Here is a 20,451-nt window from a genome sequence, read left to right as displayed (position 1 = left end):
GAGCGCCTCTAGCCGCTAACATGCACGCCGGCGAGCCTGCCCAGCGCGTCGCCGAACGCGTAGCTCCCTAGCGCGGTTGCCAGCAGCAGGCCGGCGCTCTCGACAAACTCGCGGAGGAACGGCTTATCCTCAACCACCGCGCTGTAGTAGGTGAAGCCGCCGCTCAGCAGCATAGCCATCGCCAGCGAGGCCGCGAACGCCAGGGCCATGCTGGCTGTCAGGAAGTAGGGGAGCGCCAGGAGCACCACCGAGAATATGTAGGATAGCCCTGTCACGAGAGCGCTGGCCGAGGGCCTCTCCTCCCCGCCGTGCTTCGCCTGCAGGTACGCCGCCCCCGCCATGGAGAGGGCCGCCGAGAACCCTACCACGAGGCCCGCAATGCCCGCCATCAGCGTGCTAGCGGTCGCGCCCAGGAAGCCGGCGTGCACGCCGGTGATCTCCACAATAGCATCGGCGAGGCCCAGGGCTATATAGCCCATATACTTCACCCTCAGGTCCTCTATGCCGCTCAACAGGGTCTTCTCATGCTCCTCTTCCTCCCTTATAATCTGCTCCAGAATCTCCCTAGCCTCGCCCCTCAACCGGTTCGCAAAACGGCGGTAATGCTCTATCGTAGACTTCTCGCCGCGCTCGAGCAGCCTAATCATGAACGAGGGGCCGAGAATCCTGTAGACCAGAGTGATCCACCCCAGCGAGGCCCGAGAAGGCTTGCACCCGTGGCCCAGAATACTGCTCCAGAACATGTAGTGTCTCCTCTCCTGCTCCGCCAGCCTCAGCAGCTGCTGCCTCCTCTCCAGGTCCCTCTCGGCAAGCCACCTGTAGATATGGTGGACCGTTATCTCCTCCCGGCAGAACCTCTCGGCAAGCCTACGGGCCTCCTCGTCCAGCACCCCTGTGGCGCCCACATCCATCCCCGGAGTATTACCTAGTTAGAATTAGAAACGGCATCCAATTAAAAATATGTCTGAACTCCCTGGCAAGCCGTAAGAATGAATACGGCCACGCCCGCGCGAAGCCCCCCAGGGGCCCGGCCATAGCGGCCGGGCAACACCCGGACTCATGTCGAACCCGGAAGTTAAGCCGGCCGCGCTGGGGGATGCTGTGGGGTCCGCGAGGCCCCGCAGCGCCCCCAAGCCGGGACCCCTCTCCTCGCTTCACTCCACATCCCCTCCCGGGTCCGAAAGGGGGCTCGGGCCCGGCTCCCGCCGATAAACAGTTTGTTGAACCGGCGGCAAGATCGCTGCCCAGCACGCAGGCCCCGTGGCGCGGCCCTGCCCCAGGTTTCTAGGGGGCTTGCAGAACCCCCTCCGGGGAGGGGGTTGAGGGGCCGGGTTGCGCGTCCCTCTATGGGTCGAGATGAGCGGCCGCCGCGTCCTAGTCGTCGGGGGCGGCGGCGTCGGGACCAGGAGGGCTCTCTGGTTCCGCAGGGCGGGCGCCATAGTGAGGGTAGTGGGGCTCCAGTTTAGCGGCGAGCTCGAGGACCGCGCCAGGAGCGACCCGGGCCTGGAGCTTATTAGGATGGATGCATCCGATGCCGAGGGGCTTCGCGGCCACGTGGAGTGGGCCGACATAGTCGTGGTGGCCACCGACAACCCCCGCGTGAACGAGACTGTGTGGAGGCTGGCCAGGAGCCTAAGGCGCTGGGTGAACGACGCTACCGACGCGGCGAGGACGGAGATCGTGGTGCCCTATACCCTGGACCTCTACGGAGGAGGGCTCCGCGTCGCGGTCACAACTGAGGGCCGCACCGGGGTGGCGGCGCGGCACGCCAGGGACAGGATAAGGGACTGCCTGGAGAGCGACGCGCGGCTCCAAGCCCTCTACGAGGCGATGTGGAGGGTCAAGCCGGTGCTTAAAACACTCATCCCGCGGGCCAAGGACCGCGTCCCGATCTACTACCGGGTGGAGGAGGACCCTGGCTTCAGGAGGGCCGTGGAGAGGGGCGACGTGGAGGCGGCGCTGCGCGAGGCATCCAGGGTGATAGCGGAGGAGGCGGAGAGACTGGGGATACGCGTGGATGCGGACACCGTGTATGCTATGCTGGAGAGGGTGGAGAAGCCCATAGAGCCGCTAGAGGGCTGACGGCCCGCCCAAGCAGCCTGCTCCGGGGCCCTTGGAGCCCCGATACCCCTCCAGCAGAGCGGGGGCCTGCCCCTAGCCGCTGCCGCACTTCATTTTCTCCACTACAACGTAGTGCCGGCCGCCCCTGGGATCCTCCCGGAAGTAGACCACGACCTCCGGCTTTACGCGGGAGCAGAGGTACTTCTTCATAGAGGGGTCCGCCAGCCACTGGGCACGGCGGCCGAGGGCCTCCAGGGCGCCCGCGATCGCCGCGAGAAGGGCTGCCCTGAGCGTCAGGGAGCCTGCCATCCTCTCCGCGCGCTCGCCCTCAGAGAGGAGCAGCATACACTGGTCCCAATCGCACTCGACGCTCCTGAATACCTGGAAGGGGTGGAGGAGGTTCCCGCCCTCCGGCTCGAGGAACACGCTGAGCCAGTGTTCGATCCTTACCCCGGTGGGCTCGAGGCCCAGGCTCTTCACGAACTCCTGGAAGCCGTGCCTGCTGCTGTTCTGCAGCATCCGCCCAACTAGTGCCACGCCCTGCCTCTCGCCGACCATGTTACCTATTACTCCGGGGAGGTCTTCTAGCACAAGCCTTTCAAGCATTGCCAGGAGGCTGCGTATTACGGCGTCCTTCACGCGCCGGTCCTCCGGGCTCGGCAGCCATCCGGCGGCCCGCTCCTCCACCTGGCCCAACGCTCCCTCCCCAGCCACCCACCAGTCACCAACGCGGTGCTCAGGATCAAGGCTAGGTTGAGGGAAGAGTGGAGGGTGGATGACTGGGTGTCTAGATCCTGGGGGAAGGTGGGAGAGTAATGGGATGAATTATAGTATTCTGTCGGATCCTAGTATCCGATGTTGTAGACGGGCTAGCTGCAGGGGTTCTTCTCGACTATGAGCCTGCAGGCCGGCGGCTCCACGGGCTCCATGTAGACTAGGAGGTCTGGAGGGTTCTCCCAGCAGGCGTGCCTCCGGGCTGAAGGCGTCGCGAGCCAGCGTACACGGTAGCCGAGGGCCTCGAGCACCCCGGCCACAGTGCCCACGATCACCGCCATTGTGCTGGGATGCTTCCTAGCCTCCTCGGCGTAGGGGCAGCCCCTGGCCTCCAGGATGCAGCGGTCCCTGCTGCAGCTGAGGCTTGTGAACACCTGGTAGGGGTGGCGCTGCTCCCGGCCCCCAGGCCTCACGAATATCTCGAGTATTCTGTCGGCGTCTATGCTGCCCGGCTTCACGCCCAGCTCCTTCATGAAGGCTGTGAAGCCCTCGCGAGCGCCGCGCTCGAGCAGCCTGGCTACAAGAAAGGAATCCCTGCTCTCCTAGCAGGTTCTCCGCCTCCGCCGGGAGACTCTCAACCAGGATCCTGTTGCACATGACTGAGAGGCCGCGGGCCACGGCCTCAACGTTCTCTAGAAGATGCGCCAAGACCCCCACCAAGTATTTCCCTCAATTACCGGGTACTGTAGTTTAAATGTGTTCCCATTCTTTTTAACCTGTGTTTGCTCGGATGCTGCGCCGTCATGGGGCCGCGCTAGCTTGATAGAATAGCTGGCAGACGCCGAGGGTACGCTGAGCCGGGGGGCCAGGGGGTAGTGGTGGAGGGTGAGGGCCTTGGAGAGCGCTGGCGGGGCGCTGGAGGGGCTTGCCAAGCGTGTATGGGAGGCTGTGGAGGCCGAGAGGAGGGGGAAGCCGAAGCTGGCGGTGCCGGCCAAGGGCCTCCGGATACTAGTCGAGACGGTTAAGGCGGCGGAGGAGTTCAAGCCAAGCCAGCATGCCAAGCGTATCGTGTTCCGGAGGCACGGGATACTCGGGACCGGGCTGGACAGGCTGCTCACATCACTATTCTATGATACCATGAAGAGGATTGGGCTCTTGGACCGTGTGGCCGCCGAGCTGACCGGGGTGGAGTCGCCGCTCATCCTCGACCCGTGGCTCCGTGCAGCGCTCCGCGTCGCCGCCGACATAGTGCTCTTCCACCAGCCCGATAAGGCTACGCTGAACAGGCTCAAGTGGAGCGTGGCGGACTTCCTCTCCGCCAAGACCCACCCGTACGTAGGCATGTACTACTGGAGGCTTGTCGACCGCCTCGCCGAGTACCGGCCGCGGCCGCGCAGCGTCGAGGAGGCGCTGGAGTGGCTCTACCTCCTCCCAGCCTGGTTCATAAGGAGGATGAGGCAGCTGCTGGGCCCCGGGGAGGCCGAGGAGCTGTTCAAGGCGTTGAACGAGAAGCCGTTGATAAGCGTCAGGGTCAACACTCTGAAGGCCACCGTGGAGGAGGTTGTGGAGGAGCTTAGGAGGGAGGGCAAGGACCCCATTGTAAGCGAGCGCGTACCCGTCGTGGTGAAGTTCAAGGGGCCCTACGACTTCGACCGCAGCAGGCTCTACAGGGAGGGGAAGATAGTGATCCAGGAGGAGGCTAGCGCGGCAGCCTCGCTCATCCTAGACCCTAAGCCCGGGATGACTGTGGTCGACCTGGCCGCGGCACCCGGGGGCAAGACGAGCCACATGGCCGAGCTTATGAGGAACCGGGGCAGGATATACGCTTTCGATATAGACGAGAAGAGAATTGAGCGCATGAGGATGATCCTGCGCCGCATGGGCATAACGATAGTGAAGATATTCAGGATGGATGCCCGCAAGGCGCCCCGGGTGCTGGGCGGGGAGGTAGCCGACCGGGTCCTCCTAGACGCGCCCTGTACAAGCACCGGCACCATTGCTAAGAACCCGGAGCTCCGGTGGAGGATCCGGGAGGAAGGGCTAGGGGAGATAGTGAAGCTTCAGAGGGAGATGCTGGAGGCAGCGGCCAGGCTGGTGAAGCCGGGCGGCCGGCTCCTCTACACCACCTGCAGCCTCCTACCCGAGGAGAACGAGGAGAACATAAGATGGTTCCTCGAGAGGCACCAGGAGTTCAGGCTCGTGCCGCTCCAGGGGCCCTACGACCCCTCCCCGCTGCTGCCAGGCACCATGAGGGCGTGGCCCCACCGGCACGGGACCATAGGCTTCTTCTACGCCCTGCTCGAGAGGATTAGGAGCCGCTAGGCCCTAGGGCCCGCTGGTTTACGGGCTAAGACTATTCTCACTAGGGCGCTGTCCTAAGCCTGCCACCCGGTGCCTCGGGGGCAGTATAGTTTTTGATTGTTGTTGGAAAGTTTATATTGGTTGATGTTTAAATGTTATACCTGAAAACCCTGGGGGGTGATGGGGGCAGTGCTCCAAGCCCCTCAGGGCATAAGATCTTGGATGGGAGCCCCGTGCCGTTGGGCTCGACAGCCACCCATGACCCCATAACTCTAAGGAAAGAGTTATGGGCGAGGTGGAACTCCCTAGATGCGAACATAAACCCATATAAAATTGGGATGAACATCTAGGGAGAAACGGTGGAGAAGGGCGCGTGGAGCGGGACGGCACTCAGCCTCGGGGCCGCCCTGATGGCGGCCGCCGGGTTCATGCTGGGCCTGAGCGGCTCGAGCCGGGCGGCTGGGCTCGCCGCCGGCATCGCTAGAGCGCTGATGGCGGGGCTGGGGTTCACCTCCTTAGCTGGGAGGGGTGAGCTGCCCGGCCTCGGCGCCTTCGCCGCCGGGCTGGCCGGGTTCCTGGGGGCGGCCGCCGGGCTGCTCGTGCTAGCAAGCGCCGTCACGGGCTCGGACCAGCCCCTGGGCCCCGCCGCCATGCTGCTCGTAGCCGCCTGGCTGTTGGGCTCGGCGGGGCTCCTTGTCCACGGCTACGGGGTGCTCGGCTCCCGGCGGGTCGTCGGCGGCCTCTACCTGGCCGCCGGCCTGCTGCTGCTGGCTACACCACTGCTCCACAGCCCGGCCCCCGGGCTGGCTTTGCTGGCCACGGCGGGTGCGGCGGCCTCTAGGCGCCGCGGCGGGGCGACGGGGGGCACGGGAGGCGACGGCTCCGAGGGGCGGAGGGGCTCCGGCCCCTCCTAGCTCCTCTCGGGCCGTGTCCTCCCAGCCGCTGGGCGGCGGGGCAGCTTAATGGCCTCGCCGAAGTACACTGCAATGTCCGGCTTATAAGGCGTCATAGAGCAACTCCCTCATGGAATACGATGGCTCTATTAGCCGGTACACCTTGTACCCCCACAGCCTCCGCCACACTGCTGGCACGCAGAGTATCACCCCCTCCAGGATGGGTGTCTACGCGCTATGGGGGTGTAGGGGCAGTTGCCCCCAACCATGTACATCCTCTCGCTGCAGCTTATCAACTCGATACTGGAAGGAGTACTAGAGCCCGTGGCCAGGCGCTGGACGGATATTCGAAGCGACCCTCGAGCCCCAGGGCTCCCTAGGTCGATGCCGTGCTCCCACGCGAGCTCTCCGAAAACTCTCAACTCTCACGGGCTCTCCGGCGAGAACCCCTGGCTACCAGTTGACTGCGCAGTGCGGCCCAGCAATGTCCCCCGCCATTGAAACCGTGTCTTCCATTACTGGTTTCCAGGGCATCACTAGGTTACGCGGGAGCGCTCACCGCTCGGGGAGGGGGCCTCCACGATGGACGCCCTTTCCTGCCTGATTTATCGTGGGAATCCAAGAGCATAAATTTCTTAATAAGTTGACTTAATAGTTAACTGTGTAAGGTATGATATGTAGTATCTGCTGCCGGCGCCGCCGGGGCACCCAGCCATGCCCCTGCGCCGGCGCGCGGCCCTCACGCGCTTTTACTCCGGGCCAGGAGGGGTGCCGGCCCGGGAAGGGGCGCGGGAGGCTGGATCCCCTCTTGCTGCTTGCAGCCGTGGTTCCGCGTGGCAGGGTTGACGTTCTCCTGGAGGCCCTCCGGGGGCTTAGAGGGGGCGGGTTCCTCGTGATGGCCTACCGCGAGCGCGGCGGCCCCCGCGAGTGGAGGCTGAGGGTGTACGAGGGGGCCGGGGTCCGCGAGGCTCTCGACGCCGCCTCCTGGCTGGCCGGGGGCTCCCTTGGGGTCTACGCCCTCTGCGGGGGAGTCCACACGCTGATGGCGGGGTTCACGAAGGCTGGCTTCTACGCTAGGACGCTGGCCTGCAGCCTCCGGAGGCTCGGCCGGCAGCGGTGGTCACGGGGTCTCCCCCGGCCCCGGCTAGGAGCGTCCCGGAGGCGGTGCTCTACGCCTACGCTGCCCGCCTGGCCCGCGACGGAGCGGGCGCGGAGAGGCTGGCGGCTAAGATCGCTGAGAGGGCCGGCGGCGGGGCCGGGATGATTGTCTCGCTGGTGAGCAGAGGCCAGAGGGTGGCGCCGGCAGCGGTGGTGGCGGCGGGCGGGGGGCGGAGGCTCTGCAGCCTCTACCGGAGCGGCGCCGCCGTGGCCGCCGTGGCCGGCGCCGAGGGGCCGGGCTGGAGCTGCCGGGAGGGACTGGTGGCCGTCCTCTACCCCTCGGGCGGGGTGGCGCGGCTCGAGGCCAGGGGGATCGACCGTGTCCTCTACGGGTGAGCGCCTGGGGCCGGCGGGTGTTACTAGGCCAGGGGCTTCTAGGCTCCTCGGGCTCGGGTGAAGCATACGAGCCCGGGGTCGTGGCCGTGGATGCTAGCCGTGAGAGGCTGGCCGCTATACTCGAGGCCATCGTGTCCAGGGACGTGGTCTCGCCGGGGGACGTGGTGGTTAGGACCGGGCTGCCCCGCTACCTGGTGCTAGCGGCCTTCCAGTGCCTGGAGGCCCTCGGGGTCGTGGAGCCCGTGTTCGCCAAGGGTAGCTATAAGGCCTACACCGCCACCGTGTACGCGAGGAGGCTCCTCGAGGCACTTCGCTCGGGGGCTGAGAGGCCCCTGCTGGCAGCCGTCTCCACCCCGGCGGCGGGCGCTGTCTCCAGGCAGGAGGCCGAGGCCACCGCCTAGCCGTCCTAGAGGGACCCCTTCCCTCCGGCCGTAGCCCCGCGCGCCTCCCGCGGCGCCGGGCCCCGCCAGCCATGGTTCTCGCCGCCTCCACCATGTAGAGGAAGCCCACCACCTCGAGCCTGCCCAGCGTCATGAGCGCCATGAGCACTGCCTTGGCGAGCCAGGGCGTGGAGGCCGAGGTCACTCCAACGCTTAGCCCTGTTGTGGCGAGCGCGCTGGCGGCCTCGAAGGCCGCGTCCGCTAGGCTGCAGCGGGGGAGTATGACCAACAGGGCAAGCGTGCCCGCCGCATGGGCCGCGGCGAAGAGCGTGGCCACGCTAACTATACTCCGGAGCTCGTCGTCGGTTATTATACTGCCTCCAACCCTGCGCACTGTTATCCTGTCCGCCCCATGGACGGTCTCCCTCACCGTCCAGGCTATGTTCTTGAAGAGCACTAGCAGCCTGTACTGCTTTATCCCGCCCGCCGTGGAGAACGCCGCGCCGCCCACCAGCATCAGTACTGTGAGGAAGGCTTTCCAGGCGATCGGGGCCTTGGATAGATCGCTTATCCCGAAGCCCGTGGTTGAGACCGCGGAGGCCACGTCGAAGGCTGCCTCGCGGAGCGGGGCGTAGGGGTGCCATCCCAGCCGCCCGAGTATCAGCGCCCCCAGCAGGGTTGAGGCGAAGGCTATCACTATGAGGGATGCGGTTTCCTCGCTGAGCCTCCTGGGCACCCCCCTGATGATCGCGTAGAGGTCGGCGAAGTTAGCGGCGCCCAGGAGCATCACCACCATCGTGGCCAGCTCCACGGCCACAGAGTGGTAGTGGGCTATGCTGTCGCTGTAGGGGCTGAAGCCGCCGGTCGCGATGCCTGTCATCGAGTGGTAGAGGGCGTCCGCGGGGCGCATGCCGGCGAGGTGGAGTAGTATCGCGCCGAGGAGCGTTAGGAACGCGTAGAGGCCCATGAGGGCTCTTATGCTCCTGGCTATACTGGGCTCGAGGCGCTCGAAGCGGCCCTCCGCAAACCCGACCAGGTGGGGCGGGAGCCCGCCGAGCCTGGCGAACACGAGGAACATGACCACTATGCCGAAGCCGCCGAGCCACTGCGTCACAGCCCGCCACCAGAGGATGCTCGGGGGCAGCTGCTCCATGGAGGGCACGTAGACGCCGAAGTCCTTGTCCACTCCCCCGGTGAAGATTGTGAGCCCGGTGGTGGTGTAGCCGCTTATCGACTCGAACCACGCGTCCACCAGGGGGACGCCCAGCGCGTAGGCGACGGGTATAGCTGATAGAAGGGGGGTTACGACCCAGCTGTAGCCGACGAGCACCAGGGCCTCCTCCTTGGAGAGGCTGCGGGAGGGCTTGAGGGCCAGCAGCCAGGCCGCGGCCACGGCAAGGTAGAGCACCGCCCACAGGCCGAGCACGGCAGAGTACTCGGTGTCGCCCTCGAGGAGGCCCGCCATGGAGGAGAGGAGGTGGGTGAGGCCAGCCATCGCCGCTGGGAGGATACTGTAGTGGAGGAGGGGGGACACTCTTACCCCGGGCTCCCTGCCCGCCTCCAGCCTCCCAACGGCCTGGCGCTTCACGGCTGCTACTCCACCGCCAGGCCCTGGGGACCCGGGATGCCAGGGTTATACCGGCTCCTGCACCCACTCGCCAGCCCTGCCGCCGTCGAGCAGCGCGTAGACCCTAGCCGGGGCGCCGCTTCCCCCGCTGAGGCGGAGAGGGGCCACTATCAGCGTCACCTTCTCGCCGTCGAGCCAGCGGGGTATCTCGAGGTTCTCGACTATCACGGCCCCGCTGGAGAGGAGGACCCGGTGCACCGGGTAAGGCGGCCCGTCGGGGCTCGGCGCGTCAACCCCCAGGCCCCCGAGGCCTAGGCGGGCCATCCACTCGGCGGCCTCCACTGACACGCTCCTGCAGCCGCGGCCTATGCGGAGGAGCAGGTACCAGCCGCGCCGGGGCAGGGGCAGGCGGCGGAGCCGGAGCCCCGCTATAATCTCGCGGCTCGAGACGGCCCCGCAGGCGTTGGAGAGGTCCATCGCCAGCGCCGGGGCTATGAGCCTGGAGGCCTCAACGCTGTCCACCGGGGCGCCGCCCTCCACCATGTGGGCCGGGGCGTCCACGTGGGTCCCGCTGTGCTCGCCCAGGCAGACCCTACGGTTGTAGAAGCCGTCCCTGGGTATCACAGCCACGGTCTCCACCATCACCGGAGGGTCGCCCGGGTAGACCGGGGTGCCGGGCCCCAGGGGCCTTGTTAGGTCCACCACACGGAGCGGCAAGCCCGTTTTCACCGCACAGCCTGCCCAGAGAGGCCCGGTGAGCGGGCGCTGGCCCCGCAGGCTGGTGCTAAGAGGCTTACCCCGGAGAGCCTCGACGGGCTGGTGCTGGTCTCCAATCCCGCGGTGGCGGGCAGCGGAGGCTACGTCCTCTACACCGTTGCCAGGGTCAGCCTGGAGACGGACAGCTACGAGTCCAGCATAGAGGCTGTGAAGCTGAGCGACGGCGAGAGGCTGGTGCTCCAGAGCGGGCCCCGCGACTCCTGCCCGGTGCCCGCGCCGGCCGGCAGCCGCTACGTCTTCACAAGGAGGGCTGAGGCCAGGAGGGGCCAGAAGCAGAGGCTCCCAGGCCTAGAGCTGAGGACTGCCAGCATCGAGGCCCCGGGCGCCAGCAGGCTCCTCGCCAGGGTGGATGGGCTGGTCTCCCTCTCCTGGAGCCCCAGCGGCGACCTAGCCGCTGCCGCCATCCCGGTGGGGAGGCCGGACGAGGACGTGAAGGAGGTCGAGACGCTCCCCGTCTGGTTCAACGGGAAGGGCTTCGTGTACAGGACGCGTGTGGAGCCATTCATACTCGACGCGGACTCCGGGGCTATGGAGAGGATGGAGCTGGGGCTGGACTGGCTGCAGGTCTCCGACGTGGCCTGGAGCCCGGACGGGAGGAGGATAGCGATCAGCGTTGCAACGGACATGCTCAAGCCATACCTCCTGGACGTCTACATATACGACGTGGAGAAGGGGGATGCTAGGAGGATAGCGAGCGGCCTCATGGGCTACGGCGAGCTCGCCTGGAGCCCCGACGGGAGGATGCTGGCCTATCTGGGCCACCGGGGTGAGAGGGGGTTCGCGAGCCACCAGAAGGTCTGGCTCCTCGACCCCGAGACGGGGAGGATGGAGTGCCTCACCTGCAGCCTCGACCGCAACGCCGCCAACACGGTTAACAGCGATGTCAGGTTCCAGAGCTGCTTAAAGCACCTCCAGTGGACCAGCCGCGGGATACTCTTCCAGGTGAGCGACGCGGGCAGGGTGCTCCTCTACCGCGTCCAGCCCGGGATGAGGCCGGAGCCCGTGCTCGACCCCGGGGAGGCAGTGGTCGACGAGTTCCACGCCGCCGGAGACGGCTCGGTCATAGCCTACACCCTTATGACGCCGGTGGAGCCCAAGGAGCTCTACGTGCTGCAGGGCGGCGGGCCGCGGAGGCTTACACGCTACGCCGAGGCCTGGAGGAGGCGCTACCGGCTCGCGAGGCCTACGGGCTTCAGCTTCCGCGCCAGCGACGGCGCGGTGGTGGAGGGCTGGGTGCTCCGGCCCCCCGAGGGCGTGGAGGCGAGGGGCTGGGTGCTCTACATCCACGGCGGCCCGAAAACCATGTGGGGCTACGGCTTCATGCACGAGTTCCATGTGCTTGCCTCAAACGGCTACACCGTCGTCTACATCAACCCCCGCGGGAGCGACGGCTACAGCGAGGAGTTCGCCGACATACGCTGCGGCTACGGCGAGCGGGACTACATGGACCTCATGGAGGCCGCCAGGTACGCTGTGGAGAGGCTGGGACTCCCCAGGGACAAGGCGGCGGTGATGGGAGGGAGCTACGGGGGCTTTATGACCAACTGGATAATAGGCCACACAGACTTCTTCAAGGCGGCGGTGACCATGAGGAGCATATCAAACTGGATAAGCATGTATGGCACCACCGACATAGGCTGGTTCTTCGTAGAGGACCAGCTCTGCTGCACCCCCTGGAGGAGCCCGGAGACCTGCTGGGAGAAGAGCCCCCTCAGATACGCTGACAGGGCCAGGACCCCGACGCTGATAATCCACTCGAGCGAGGACTACCGCTGCTGGCTCGACCAGGCCCTCCAGCTCTACACCGCGCTGAAGGTCCACGGCGTGGAGACGAAGCTCGCCATATTCCCCGGCGAGAACCACGACCTATCCCGCAGCGGAAAGCCTAGGCATAGGGTGAAGAGACTGCAGCTGATACTAGACTGGCTGGACCGCCACCTCGCGGGAGAGAAGCCGGGAGGAGCCGGGGCCGGCGGGGGCTAGCCCCCGCCCTCCCGGTAGTCCCCCAGCACCGCGCCTGTGTCAGCGTCCACCAGGAGTATCCTCTGGAACCCCTGAGCCCGGAGGGCCTCCCTCGCAGCCTCCACTATCTTCGCCCAGGCGACGCTGCTTATGAACCGGCAAGTGCTGCAGCCCGGGTCGCTCTTCTTGTAGCCCAGCACGACCATTACGCTGTAGCCGTCGTAGCTGACGCGTATCCTCTCGACAAGGCCTCCAGACACTATGTCGACGTCGTAGCCTGGTATCATCACGCTCTGGAGCGCCTCCTCGGCGGCCCTAATCCTCTCGGCTAGCACGCCGGGCGCCCCGCCGGCGGCACCCCCGGCCCCGCTGGAGCCGGGGCGGCGGACCACCAGGCCGCGGAGGAGGCTCGAGAATAAACCCACTCTAGGCCCACCCTCGCCCCGGCCCATGGGGCCGGGGGTTAAGAGGGTTGCTCTGCCCCGCGGGGCTGCGGGTACGGGCTAGGGGCTAGATGTCTATGACGAACTGGACCCTCCAGCAGCCGTTCTCCTTAACTATCTCCATCATGGCGTAGGTCATGGCCTTCACTATGGTTCTGTGGAGGTGCTTATCGGGGTTGAACTTCTCCCCCCAGGCACGGGCCCTCAGCTGGTACTCCGCCTCATCTCCCTCGCCGACACGCTTTATCTCCTCAACCTTGAACCTGGAGAACACCAGGCCCTCGCTGTCGGTGTAGAAGAGCAGGTCCTCTATCCACCGGTAGAGCAGCTGGTATAGGTCCATGCCGCTCGTCTCCACCCGTCTCTCCACCCGGGGCTCGACCTTGCTGGTGTCCGTCACCACCTCGTAGACGCCCAGCGCCGCCTGCTCGAAGGCCTCCTCGAGGCTCCGGCCCCGCGCCACTATCAGCACGTCGGCGGTGTGGGGCGCGTGGGCGAAGCCGGGGCACGGGAGCTCGGCGAGCACCTTCCGCAGTTCCTTCTCGATATCCTCGTAGGGGCCTTCGCCCGCCGCCATACTCTCCCCAGGGGTGCCGAGGAGACAACAGCACTGAGGGTCTTAGATGGTTACCCGGGCTGGCCCCTGAGGAGAGGGACTCCGGAGGGCCTGGCCGCGGAAAACTGTGGAAGAGGGGGCAGGGCCTAGCCCTTAGTCACGGCTATGGGGCGTAGCCTGGCCACTATCTTGGCTATGCCTACCTTCTCGGCCACGAAGGCCACGCGGTCCACGTCCTTGTAGGCCTCGGGCATCTCCTCAACAACGGTGGCGCGGTTGCTGGCGCGTATAAGTATGCCCCTCTGCTCCAGCTCCTGGACGACCTGGTGGTAGCTCTTCGTCCTCTTCGCGGCTGCGCGGCTCATCCAGCGGCCGGCGCCGTGGGGTGCTGTGTACCAGGCCTTGACGCCCGTGGGCACGCCGGCTAGGATGTAGCTGGCGGTGCCCATGCTGCCGGGTATTAGGACGGGCTGGCCCACGCTCTGGTAGTCCTTAGGTATCTCGGGGTGGCCGGGTGGGAACGCCCTGGTGGCGCCCTTGCGGTGGATTATCATCTTCATCCTCTTCCCGTCCACCTCGTACTCCTCGAACTTGGCTATGTTATGCGCGACGTCGTAGACTATCCTCATGCCGAGCTGGTCGGGGTCGCGGTGGAACACGTTGCGGAAGCTCTCGCGGGTCCAGTAGGTGATGAGCTGCCGGTTGGTCCACGCGAAGTTGGCGGCGGCGGCCATAGCGCGTATGTAGTCCTGGGCCTCGCGGCTGCTGTAGGGTACGCTGGCCAGCTCGCGGTCCGGCGGCCTTATGCCATACTTCCTCATAGCCCGCTCCATTATCATGAGGTAGTCGCTGGCCACCTGGTGGCCCAGGCCCCTGCTGCCGGTGTGTATCATGACCACTACCTGGCCCTCATGCGTTATACCCATGGCCTTGGCCTTCTCCGGGTCGTATATCCTGTCCACCACCTGTACCTCTAGGAAGTGGTTGCCGCTGCCGAGGGTACCCAGCTGCTCGGCGCCACGTCTCTTAGCGCGCTCGCTCACCTTGCTGGAGTCCGCCAGGCCCCAGCTCCCCCTCTCCTCTATGTGCTCCGGGTCCTCTGCCCAGGCGTAGCCCCTCTTGACCGCCCACTGGACGCCCTCGTCCAGCACCTTGTTCAGCTCCTGCACGCTCACCTTGATCTTGCCGGTGCTGCCGAGCCCGCTGGGCACATTGCGGAACAGCTCGTCTATCAGCTCGCGCAGCTTGGGCTTGACCTCCTTGATGTCGAGGTCTGTCCTTATTACGCGCACGCCGCAGTTTATGTCGTAGCCGACGCCGCCGGGGCTTATCACGCCGTCCTCGTCTATCGACATAGCCGCGACGCCGCCTATCGGGAACCCGTAGCCCTGGTGGCCGTCGGGCATCACGATGCTGTACTTCTGTATCCCGTGGAGGCAGGCCACGTTAGCGGCCTGGACCAGGGTCAGGTCGCCCTTCATCTTCTCCAGGAGGAACTCGTCGGCGAAGATGAGCGCGGGAACCCTCATGCAGGGCTTGGCGCCCTTAGGTATCATCCACTCGTAGTCCCCGACCCTCTTGAGGGGCATCCTAGCGCTCATGCCTGTTTGCACCTCCTACCTGCCCGTCCTCGGCCGAGTAGACCCCAGAACCTCTTTCGGGGCTCAGCCCCGTATTATAGCGTGCGTCCCTCCCGGCAGCTCGGGGGCCCCCGGGGGGCCTCCAGAGGCCCCGGGGGGACAGAACCCCTGGAGGGGGCTGCGCGTTGCCCGGCCTGCCGAGCGGCTACGTGGATGCCGGCGAGAAGTGGTACCGGGTCCTCTCGCCCCGCCCCGTCTACGTCCTCGTGGCCGAGGCCCGTGGCAGGGTTAACCTGATGCCCGCATCCTGGGTCTCGCCCTTCAGCGAGGAGCCCCCGAGGATAGTGGCGGCGCTCGACAAGGAGGCCTATACTACCGAGCTAATACTCGAGTCCAGGCTCTTCACGGTCAACGTGGTCACCGTGGGCGAGGTGTACTTCGTCTACACGGCGGGCACAACCAGCGGGAGGAGGGTCGACAAGCTGAGGCTCCTGGGCGCCGAGGTCGTCCGCGACACTGTGACGGGGGCGCCCCGGCTGGCCAAGCCGAGGCCCATAGGGGTGGTGGAGGCCAGGGTGCACCGAGTGCTCAGCGACCTGGCGGAGGACGTGCACCTCGTGGTCGCCGACGTCGAGGCCGCCTACACCGACCCGGGGCTCTACAACCAGCGCTACGGCTGGGAGCTTGGGAAGGCGAGGATACTCCTACACAGCGCTGGCAGAGCCTTCACAACGGTCTGCGGGGTGTACACGCCGAGGAGGAGCAGGGGTAATGCCTAGGCGCAGGGGCGAGCTGGAGGAGGCTGTGGCCAGGTTCTTCCACACCCGGGCCAGGGGCTTCATAGTGGTGGCCGAGAGGGGGACGGCGACCGGGCTGAGGAGGATACCGCGGGAGCGGGTAGCCAGGGTCACGAGCAGCCACATAGTGCTTGATGACGGCACCGTTATACCGCTCCACCGCGTCGTGGCGCTCGAGGACGAGGCGGGGAGAACCATCTGGCGGCGCTACCGGCGGGCAAAGAGGGACTAGCCCCGGGCCCTCACCTCCCGGAGCGTCCTGTACACGGGGCCGCGGGGGGTGAGGATGCTCTGCTTCAGCCTCACGCTCTCCAGCACCACCTCCCCCGCCTCGACGTCAGCCATCTCCTGGAGAAGCTTAACCACCCTGTCCAGGTTCCTGGAGCCCTTCAGCCTCGCGAGGGTAACGTGCGGGACGAACTCCTCCCTCTCCGGCCTGAAGCCAAGCCTCCGAAGGCCCCGCTCTATCTCGCGGTAGAGCCTCTCCAGCTCCTCGGCACCCTCGGAGACGCCCACCCATATCACCCGGGGCCTGGCGACGCTGGGGAAGGCCCCGACGCCCCGGAGCCGGATCACCACCCGCCTGGGCGCAGCCTCCGCTATCACCTTCTCAATCTCATCGGCCATGCTCAACGGTATATTGCCGAGGAACCTGAGGGTTATATGCATATTCTGGTCCTCGACGGGCTTCATAGGGGCCCCGGTGGCGACGAAGGCGTCTCGTATCTGGACAAGCCTGGCGACAACCCCCGGCTCCTCGATATCAACCGCTATGAAGGCACGAACCCTCTCAACGCTCAAGGCCCGAGCCACGCCCCTCCCGGGGCCCCGAGAGAGCCGGGAAACCCTATAAACCCCGGGACCAGGGTATGGGGCCATCCTAACGGAGCGGCCGGGCACAGGCCCATGCGGGCCTAGACGGGAGCGGCGGTCGTCTAGCCTGGACTAGGACGCCGGCCCCCCAAGCCGGTGATCCCGGGTTCAAATCCCGGCCGCCGCACCAACCATCTTCCCCCGATCCTCCCCGCGTGCCCGCCAGGCAGTGCCTGGGGCCGTAGACGGGGCCTGTCGTCCACCGTGGTTATAATGCAGGGGCTCCCACCGCTCCCGGCTGCAGGCTTGATCTCCACGCCCAGCCTTCCGGCGGGCTCCCTGGCCTCCGGATCCACCAGGCCCGCCCAGCGTCACCAGTAGATCTCCGCTACGTCGCTCCCACTCACCCAGGGCTTGACCTCCACCAGTATGTGCCCCATCCCTGACCACCACTTCAGCCTCAACCACCGCCAGGCGGCCGTAGACTAGGCCCTCGCTGTCGAGGCCTCCACCTGGACACTCTCGCCGCGCCGGGAGCCCCTCCATGACATGCCTCATCGCCTCCCCGAATGACTCCTCGCTTATCACGCCGGGCCTATGCGCTATGGCTGCCGGCACGCTGCGCGTCTCGGCCATCTCCCTCTCGAGCCCCTCCTGCCTCTCCCCGAGCTCCAGGAAGCGCTCCTCCAGCCTCGCAAGCCTCTCCTCAAGCTTCTGCCGCATCTCGTATAGCTCTGCAAGCCTCTTCTCGAGCCTCGTTATCTTGTCCAGGATCTCCTTGTAGCCTAGCAGCCCCATTAGGGCGTAGCGGGGCTCCCTGCCCCTCGAGGGCTCTAAGGATCCTCCCTCCTCCCTACCGAGCACAGAGTCACCCGAGGCCCTCCTAGCCCGGAGGGCTGGCCGTCTCCTCATCGTAATAATCCTCTGGGCATCGCCGAGGCGGCTGGGGCGCCGTTTGGAGGGCTATGTCTCGCCTAGGGCCCGGGTGCTCGGGAGGCTTGGGCCCGGCGCGGTGGTGCTAGGCCCGAGCACTGTTGGCGAGGGGAGCCTGGTCGACGGCGGCGTGGTGATCGGGTACCCCGTCCGGCGGGGGCTCCGGGGCCTCCTCGGCAGGAGCGGCTCGGTAGGGTGGGGCGAGCTCGACGCAGCCAGCAGCGGGGCCAGGATTGGGAGGGGCTGCGTCATCCGCCGGGGCAGCGTGGTGTATGAGCGGGCCGTGCTCGGCGACGGGGTGGAGACGGGCCACAACGTGGTGGTGAGGGAGGACACCATCGTGGGCGAGGGGACGGTCATAGGGACCGGGGTGGTTGTGGATGGGAGGGCCAGGATAGGCCGGGGGGTGAGGATAGAGACAGGGGTCTACATCCCCCCGGGCACGGTTATAGGGGACAGGGTGTTCATCGGCCCCAGAGCCGTGTTCACCAACGACCGGTACCCTCCCTCGAGGAGGCTCGCCGGCGCGGTGGTTGAGGACGAGGCGGTGATCGGCGCCAACGCGACAATCCTCCCCGGGGTCCGGGTGGGCCGCCGGGCGGTGGTCGCCGCCGGGAGCGTGGTCACCAGGGACGTGCCGCCGGAGACCGTTGTGGCGGGGGTTCCGGCGAGGCCAGTGGCGTCGAGGGAGGAGTACGAGGAGAAGAGGAGGCGCTGGGAGGCCGGGGGCTAGCCACGGCCAAAAAGTATTACTATGCTCTATCATGCGGATACTGGGCGGAGGGCGGCGGACCATGTGCCTATGGGTCCCAGAGGTGACCGTTGTCAAGAGGGACGGGAGCAGGGAGCCCTTCATATACGAGAAGGTGGTTGTCTCCTGCCTCAAGGCGGGCGCGACCCTCGAGGCGGCCCGGAGGATAGCAACCAAGGTCCTAGCCAGGCTGATAGCCGAGGACCGGAAGGAGGTAGCAGCCAAGGAGCTCACACGCTGGATCCTGGGCATGCTCCGCGAGGAGAACGAGGAGTGGTACCGCAACTGGGTAGTCTTCGACCGCGCGGTGAAGAGGAGGAAGACGGAGGAGGAGCTCAAGCAGAGGGAGGAGAGAGGCTAGAGAGGGCGCCCAGGAGCCGGGCCACGCTACTGTTTTCCTCTCCCCCCGGGGGCCTGGCCCCCTGCACCCCCGATGCCCAGGGCCTCCTAGCCCCCGTCGAGCGGGACTACTCTACCCCTCCTCCGGTAGCCCTCAAGGTCCTCTGACCCTATGATGTGAAGCTCCACGGGGGCGTAGAGGGGTAGCCCCTGCCTCTCCGCCTCCTCTAGTATCCTCGCCCGGAGCTCCACTGCCTCCGTGTAGGAGGGCCTCCGGGGGAGGACCACTAGCACGTCTATGTCGCTGGCCACAGTGAGCCTGCCCTCCGCGGCGCCCCCAGCCAGGTAGAGGCGTGCCCCGGGCACGGTCTTCTCCACGGCCCTGCGGACCGCCTCGATGTAGCTTCTCCAGCCCGCCAGCAGCCTCAGCGGGGCCGGCCTAGCCCCGCGGCTCCTGGAAGACTCTCTCCTCGACACGACGGGCCAGCCCCACCACCTTCCTCGCAGCCTCTAGTATGGCTTCAGCCTGGCTGCGGGAGTACTCGAAGGGACCGTAGACTGCACGCACGCGGGCCTCCTCCAGCTCGGCTAGGATCCTCCGGCTGGAACGCACGAAGTCCTCCACCATGCCCGCCAGCTCGTCGAACCCGCTCCCGCGGAGGACGAGGGCTAGGGCGCCCAGTAGGCTCCGGATGCTGTGCCCCCTCCACTCCTCCCCGGTGAGCCTGTAGAGAAGGGCCTTGAGGTAGAGCTGGGCCGCGTACTCGGCGTTCAGCACGGCCAGGTCGTGCTCCCCCTCGGCCTGTAGCCTCTCGGCGTTCCGGAGCATCGCCTCCGCCCGCCTAGCTAGGAGCCTGGGGTACTCGCCGCTCAACCCCCTGCCCACCTCCGGGGACGCCGCTCCCCGGCCTCCCGGAGCACCTCCTCCACGGTCTCCGCTATCCAGCGGGCCTGGTCGACCGTGACCCCTGGGTGGACGGGGAGGCTTAGCACCTCCCTGGCCGCCCTCCGGGCCTCCGGGCAGCCCCTGGGGCAGTCTATGCCCAGCCTCCTGTAGAGGGGCTGGTCGGGTATCGCCCTGGGATAGTGCACCGCCGTTCCTATCCCCCTCCTCCTCAGCTCCTCTGCTAGCTCGTCCCTGCCGAGGGGGGCCTCGGGGGTGACGCGTACCACGTACTGGTGGTAGACGTGGCGGGCCCAGGGCATCTCTACCGGGGGCTCCACCCCCTCCACGCGGCTGAGTATGCCTGTCATTGTCCTGGCGTTCTCCCTCCTCCTCTCGTTCATCCACTCGAGCTTGCGGAGCTGGACCCTGCCTATAGCGGCCGCTATGCTCGTCATCCGGAGGTTGTAGCCCAGCTCCACGTGGAGGTACTTGGCCGCCTGGCCGTGGTCGCGGTGCATCCTAACCTTCTCCGCCACCCTCCTGTCATTAGTTGTCACCATGCCGCCCTCGCCGGTCGTCATGTTCTTGGTGGCATAGAAGCTGAATGCAGCCGCGTCGCCGAGGGAGCCGGTCCTCCTGCCAGCGTAGAGGGCCCCGTGGGCCTGCGCGGCGTCCTCTATGAGCACCAGGTGGTGGTCCTCGGCTATCTCTCGGAGAGGCCTCATGTCCGCCGGGTGGCCGTAGAGGTGGACTGCTATAATCGCCCTGGTCCTCGATGTGACCAGCTCCACAACCCTCTCGGGGTCCAGGTTGTAGGTAGCCGGGTCTATGTCGGCGAAGACCGGCCGGGCGCCCTGGTGCAGGATCGCGTTAGCGGTGGCCACGAAGCTGAACGGTGTGGTTATCACCTCATCCCCAGGGCCGACTCCGTACGCCCGGAGTATAAGGTCCAGCGCCGCGGTGCCGCTGGAAACGGCTACAGCATAGTCCACGCCGACGTACTCGGCGAACTCGCGCTCGAACTCCTCCACCTCCGGGCCGTGGGCCAGCACCCCGGAGCGGAGGACCCTGGCTACAGCCTCCAGCTCCTCCTCCCCGATGAAGGGCCTGGCCACCGGTATCAACACTGGAAGCCTCCGTCAAGGGTCATGGAGGCCTCCCCGAGGAGTTAAAGCCTCCGGCCCAGGGGCCCCGAGAACCCCCC

The 20,451-nt window shown here is 66.6% G+C and carries 23 protein-coding genes, 1 tRNA gene and 1 rRNA gene; 12 read left to right on the top strand and 13 right to left on the bottom strand.

Annotation, left to right across the window (positions count from 1 at the left end; translation table 11 throughout):
* Window positions 1-8 precede the first annotated feature (8 nt).
* Window positions 9-911, bottom strand: coding sequence for a VIT1/CCC1 transporter family protein (locus CF15_RS01155; protein ID WP_058370159.1), 903 nt, complete (start codon window positions 909-911; stop codon window positions 9-11).
* Between the two features lie 112 nt (window positions 912-1,023).
* Between CF15_RS01155 and rrf the strand changes: the two genes are divergently transcribed.
* Window positions 1,024-1,143 (top strand): 5S ribosomal RNA (rrf, locus tag CF15_RS01150).
* A 189-nt stretch (window positions 1,144-1,332) separates the two neighbouring features.
* Window positions 1,333-2,082, top strand: a complete 750-nt coding sequence (locus CF15_RS01145; protein ID WP_058370158.1) for a precorrin-2 dehydrogenase/sirohydrochlorin ferrochelatase family protein — start codon at window positions 1,333-1,335, stop codon at window positions 2,080-2,082.
* A 72-nt stretch (window positions 2,083-2,154) separates the two neighbouring features.
* Here CF15_RS01145 and CF15_RS01140 read toward each other — a convergent pair whose 3' ends face one another.
* Both CF15_RS01140 and CF15_RS01135 read right to left on the bottom strand, forming a co-directional pair.
* Window positions 2,155-2,757 carry a hypothetical protein gene (locus CF15_RS01140; RefSeq protein WP_058370157.1) on the bottom strand — a complete coding sequence of 201 codons (603 nt, stop codon included), beginning with the start codon at window positions 2,755-2,757 and terminating at the stop codon, window positions 2,155-2,157.
* 173 nt (window positions 2,758-2,930) lie between these two features.
* Window positions 2,931-3,308 (bottom strand): hypothetical protein, encoded by a 378-nt coding sequence (locus CF15_RS01135; protein WP_058370156.1) that lies wholly within the window; start codon window positions 3,306-3,308, stop codon window positions 2,931-2,933.
* Between the two features lie 415 nt (window positions 3,309-3,723).
* Between CF15_RS01135 and CF15_RS01130 the strand changes: the two genes are divergently transcribed.
* The 4 genes from CF15_RS01130 to CF15_RS01115 all read left to right on the top strand — a co-directional run bounded on the left by CF15_RS01130 (window position 3,724) and on the right by CF15_RS01115 (window position 7,463).
* The gene (locus CF15_RS01130) at window positions 3,724-5,097 is read left to right on the top strand and encodes an RsmB/NOP family class I SAM-dependent RNA methyltransferase (protein WP_058371320.1); all 1,374 of its coding nucleotides are present in this window, start codon (window positions 3,724-3,726) and stop codon (window positions 5,095-5,097) included.
* 338 nt (window positions 5,098-5,435) lie between these two features.
* Window positions 5,436-5,990 (top strand): hypothetical protein, encoded by a 555-nt coding sequence (locus tag CF15_RS01125; protein WP_058370155.1) that lies wholly within the window; start codon window positions 5,436-5,438, stop codon window positions 5,988-5,990.
* Between the two features lie 787 nt (window positions 5,991-6,777).
* On the top strand, window positions 6,778-7,233 hold the full coding sequence (locus tag CF15_RS01120) for a hypothetical protein (RefSeq protein ID WP_058370154.1): 456 nt from the start codon (window positions 6,778-6,780) through the stop codon (window positions 7,231-7,233).
* The gene (locus CF15_RS01115) at window positions 7,230-7,463 is read left to right on the top strand and encodes a hypothetical protein (protein WP_058370153.1); all 234 of its coding nucleotides are present in this window, start codon (window positions 7,230-7,232) and stop codon (window positions 7,461-7,463) included. The genes CF15_RS01120 and CF15_RS01115 overlap by 4 nt, the downstream gene beginning before the upstream one ends.
* A 168-nt stretch (window positions 7,464-7,631) precedes the next feature.
* Here the strand turns inward: CF15_RS01115 and CF15_RS01110 are convergent, their stop codons facing one another.
* Window positions 7,632-9,431: a TrkH family potassium uptake protein gene (locus tag CF15_RS01110; protein WP_058370152.1), complete on the bottom strand. Its 1,800-nt coding sequence runs from the start codon at window positions 9,429-9,431 to the stop codon at window positions 7,632-7,634.
* Window positions 9,432-9,476: 45 nt separating this feature from the next.
* On the bottom strand, window positions 9,477-10,127 hold the full coding sequence (locus CF15_RS01105) for a cyclase family protein (RefSeq protein ID WP_058370151.1): 651 nt from the start codon (window positions 10,125-10,127) through the stop codon (window positions 9,477-9,479).
* Window positions 10,128-10,250: 123 nt separating this feature from the next.
* Here CF15_RS01105 and CF15_RS01100 point away from each other — a divergent pair, with 123 nt between their 5' ends.
* Entirely contained in the window at window positions 10,251-12,170 is a 1,920-nt protein-coding gene (locus tag CF15_RS01100) for a S9 family peptidase (protein ID WP_201783064.1), read from the top strand.
* Here CF15_RS01100 and CF15_RS01095 read toward each other — a convergent pair.
* From CF15_RS01095 to CF15_RS01085, 3 genes are all read right to left on the bottom strand, one after another.
* A complete protein-coding gene (locus CF15_RS01095) occupies window positions 12,167-12,574 on the bottom strand; it encodes an iron-sulfur cluster assembly protein (RefSeq protein ID WP_058370149.1) in 408 nt (135 codons plus the stop codon). The two genes, CF15_RS01100 and CF15_RS01095, sit on opposite strands and share 4 nt — an antisense overlap.
* 85 nt (window positions 12,575-12,659) lie before the next feature.
* Window positions 12,660-13,169 (bottom strand): archease, encoded by a 510-nt coding sequence (locus CF15_RS01090; protein ID WP_083494403.1) that lies wholly within the window; start codon window positions 13,167-13,169, stop codon window positions 12,660-12,662.
* Window positions 13,170-13,294: 125 nt separating this feature from the next.
* A complete protein-coding gene (locus CF15_RS01085) occupies window positions 13,295-14,749 on the bottom strand; it encodes an RtcB family protein (RefSeq protein ID WP_058370148.1) in 1,455 nt (484 codons plus the stop codon).
* 164 nt (window positions 14,750-14,913) lie between these two features.
* Here CF15_RS01085 and CF15_RS01080 point away from each other — a divergent pair, with 164 nt between their 5' ends.
* Both CF15_RS01080 and CF15_RS01075 read left to right on the top strand, forming a co-directional pair.
* Window positions 14,914-15,507, top strand: coding sequence for a flavin reductase family protein (locus CF15_RS01080; RefSeq protein ID WP_058370147.1), 594 nt, complete (start codon window positions 14,914-14,916; stop codon window positions 15,505-15,507).
* Window positions 15,500-15,757 (top strand): DUF504 domain-containing protein, encoded by a 258-nt coding sequence (locus CF15_RS01075; RefSeq protein WP_058370146.1) that lies wholly within the window; start codon window positions 15,500-15,502, stop codon window positions 15,755-15,757. The genes CF15_RS01080 and CF15_RS01075 overlap by 8 nt, the downstream gene beginning before the upstream one ends.
* Here CF15_RS01075 and thpR read toward each other — a convergent pair.
* Window positions 15,754-16,326 carry an RNA 2',3'-cyclic phosphodiesterase gene (thpR, locus tag CF15_RS01070; RefSeq protein WP_058370145.1) on the bottom strand — a complete coding sequence of 191 codons (573 nt, stop codon included), beginning with the start codon at window positions 16,324-16,326 and terminating at the stop codon, window positions 15,754-15,756. The two genes, CF15_RS01075 and thpR, sit on opposite strands and share 4 nt — an antisense overlap.
* Before the next feature lie 123 nt (window positions 16,327-16,449).
* Between thpR and CF15_RS01065 the strand changes: the two genes are divergently transcribed.
* Window positions 16,450-16,528 (top strand) — tRNA-Gly (locus CF15_RS01065).
* Here CF15_RS01065 and CF15_RS08480 read toward each other — a convergent pair.
* The gene (locus tag CF15_RS08480) at window positions 16,507-17,202 is read right to left on the bottom strand and encodes a DUF3782 domain-containing protein (RefSeq protein WP_168371193.1); all 696 of its coding nucleotides are present in this window, start codon (window positions 17,200-17,202) and stop codon (window positions 16,507-16,509) included. The genes CF15_RS01065 and CF15_RS08480 overlap by 22 nt on opposite strands.
* Before the next feature lie 91 nt (window positions 17,203-17,293).
* Here CF15_RS08480 and CF15_RS01060 point away from each other — a divergent pair, with 91 nt between their 5' ends.
* Window positions 17,294-18,004, top strand: coding sequence for a DapH/DapD/GlmU-related protein (locus tag CF15_RS01060; protein WP_058370144.1), 711 nt, complete (start codon window positions 17,294-17,296; stop codon window positions 18,002-18,004).
* A 61-nt stretch (window positions 18,005-18,065) separates the two neighbouring features.
* Window positions 18,066-18,383, top strand: coding sequence for an ATP cone domain-containing protein (locus CF15_RS01055; RefSeq protein WP_058370143.1), 318 nt, complete (start codon window positions 18,066-18,068; stop codon window positions 18,381-18,383).
* An 86-nt stretch (window positions 18,384-18,469) separates the two neighbouring features.
* On the opposite strand, the gene CF15_RS01050 is transcribed toward CF15_RS01055, so the two are convergent.
* Genes CF15_RS01050 through CF15_RS01040 form a run of 3 tightly spaced genes read right to left on the bottom strand, consistent with a single transcriptional unit; the run spans window position 18,470 to window position 20,371 of the window.
* Complete coding sequence (locus tag CF15_RS01050; RefSeq protein WP_236698081.1) at window positions 18,470-18,838, bottom strand: nucleotidyltransferase domain-containing protein; 369 nt, start codon at window positions 18,836-18,838, stop codon at window positions 18,470-18,472.
* Complete coding sequence (locus CF15_RS01045; protein ID WP_058370142.1) at window positions 18,801-19,235, bottom strand: HEPN domain-containing protein; 435 nt, start codon at window positions 19,233-19,235, stop codon at window positions 18,801-18,803. The genes CF15_RS01050 and CF15_RS01045 overlap by 38 nt, the downstream gene beginning before the upstream one ends.
* The gene (locus CF15_RS01040; protein ID WP_058370141.1) at window positions 19,232-20,371 is read right to left on the bottom strand and encodes a DegT/DnrJ/EryC1/StrS family aminotransferase; all 1,140 of its coding nucleotides are present in this window, start codon (window positions 20,369-20,371) and stop codon (window positions 19,232-19,234) included. The genes CF15_RS01045 and CF15_RS01040 overlap by 4 nt, the downstream gene beginning before the upstream one ends.
* Window positions 20,372-20,451 lie beyond the last annotated feature (80 nt).

It is taken from the genome of Pyrodictium occultum (genome assembly GCF_001462395.1).
Classification (GTDB): Archaea; Thermoproteota; Thermoprotei_A; order Sulfolobales; family Pyrodictiaceae; genus Pyrodictium; species Pyrodictium occultum.
Note: the sequence above shows the minus strand (reverse complement) of the source record. Positions and strands in the feature narration are given on the sequence as shown.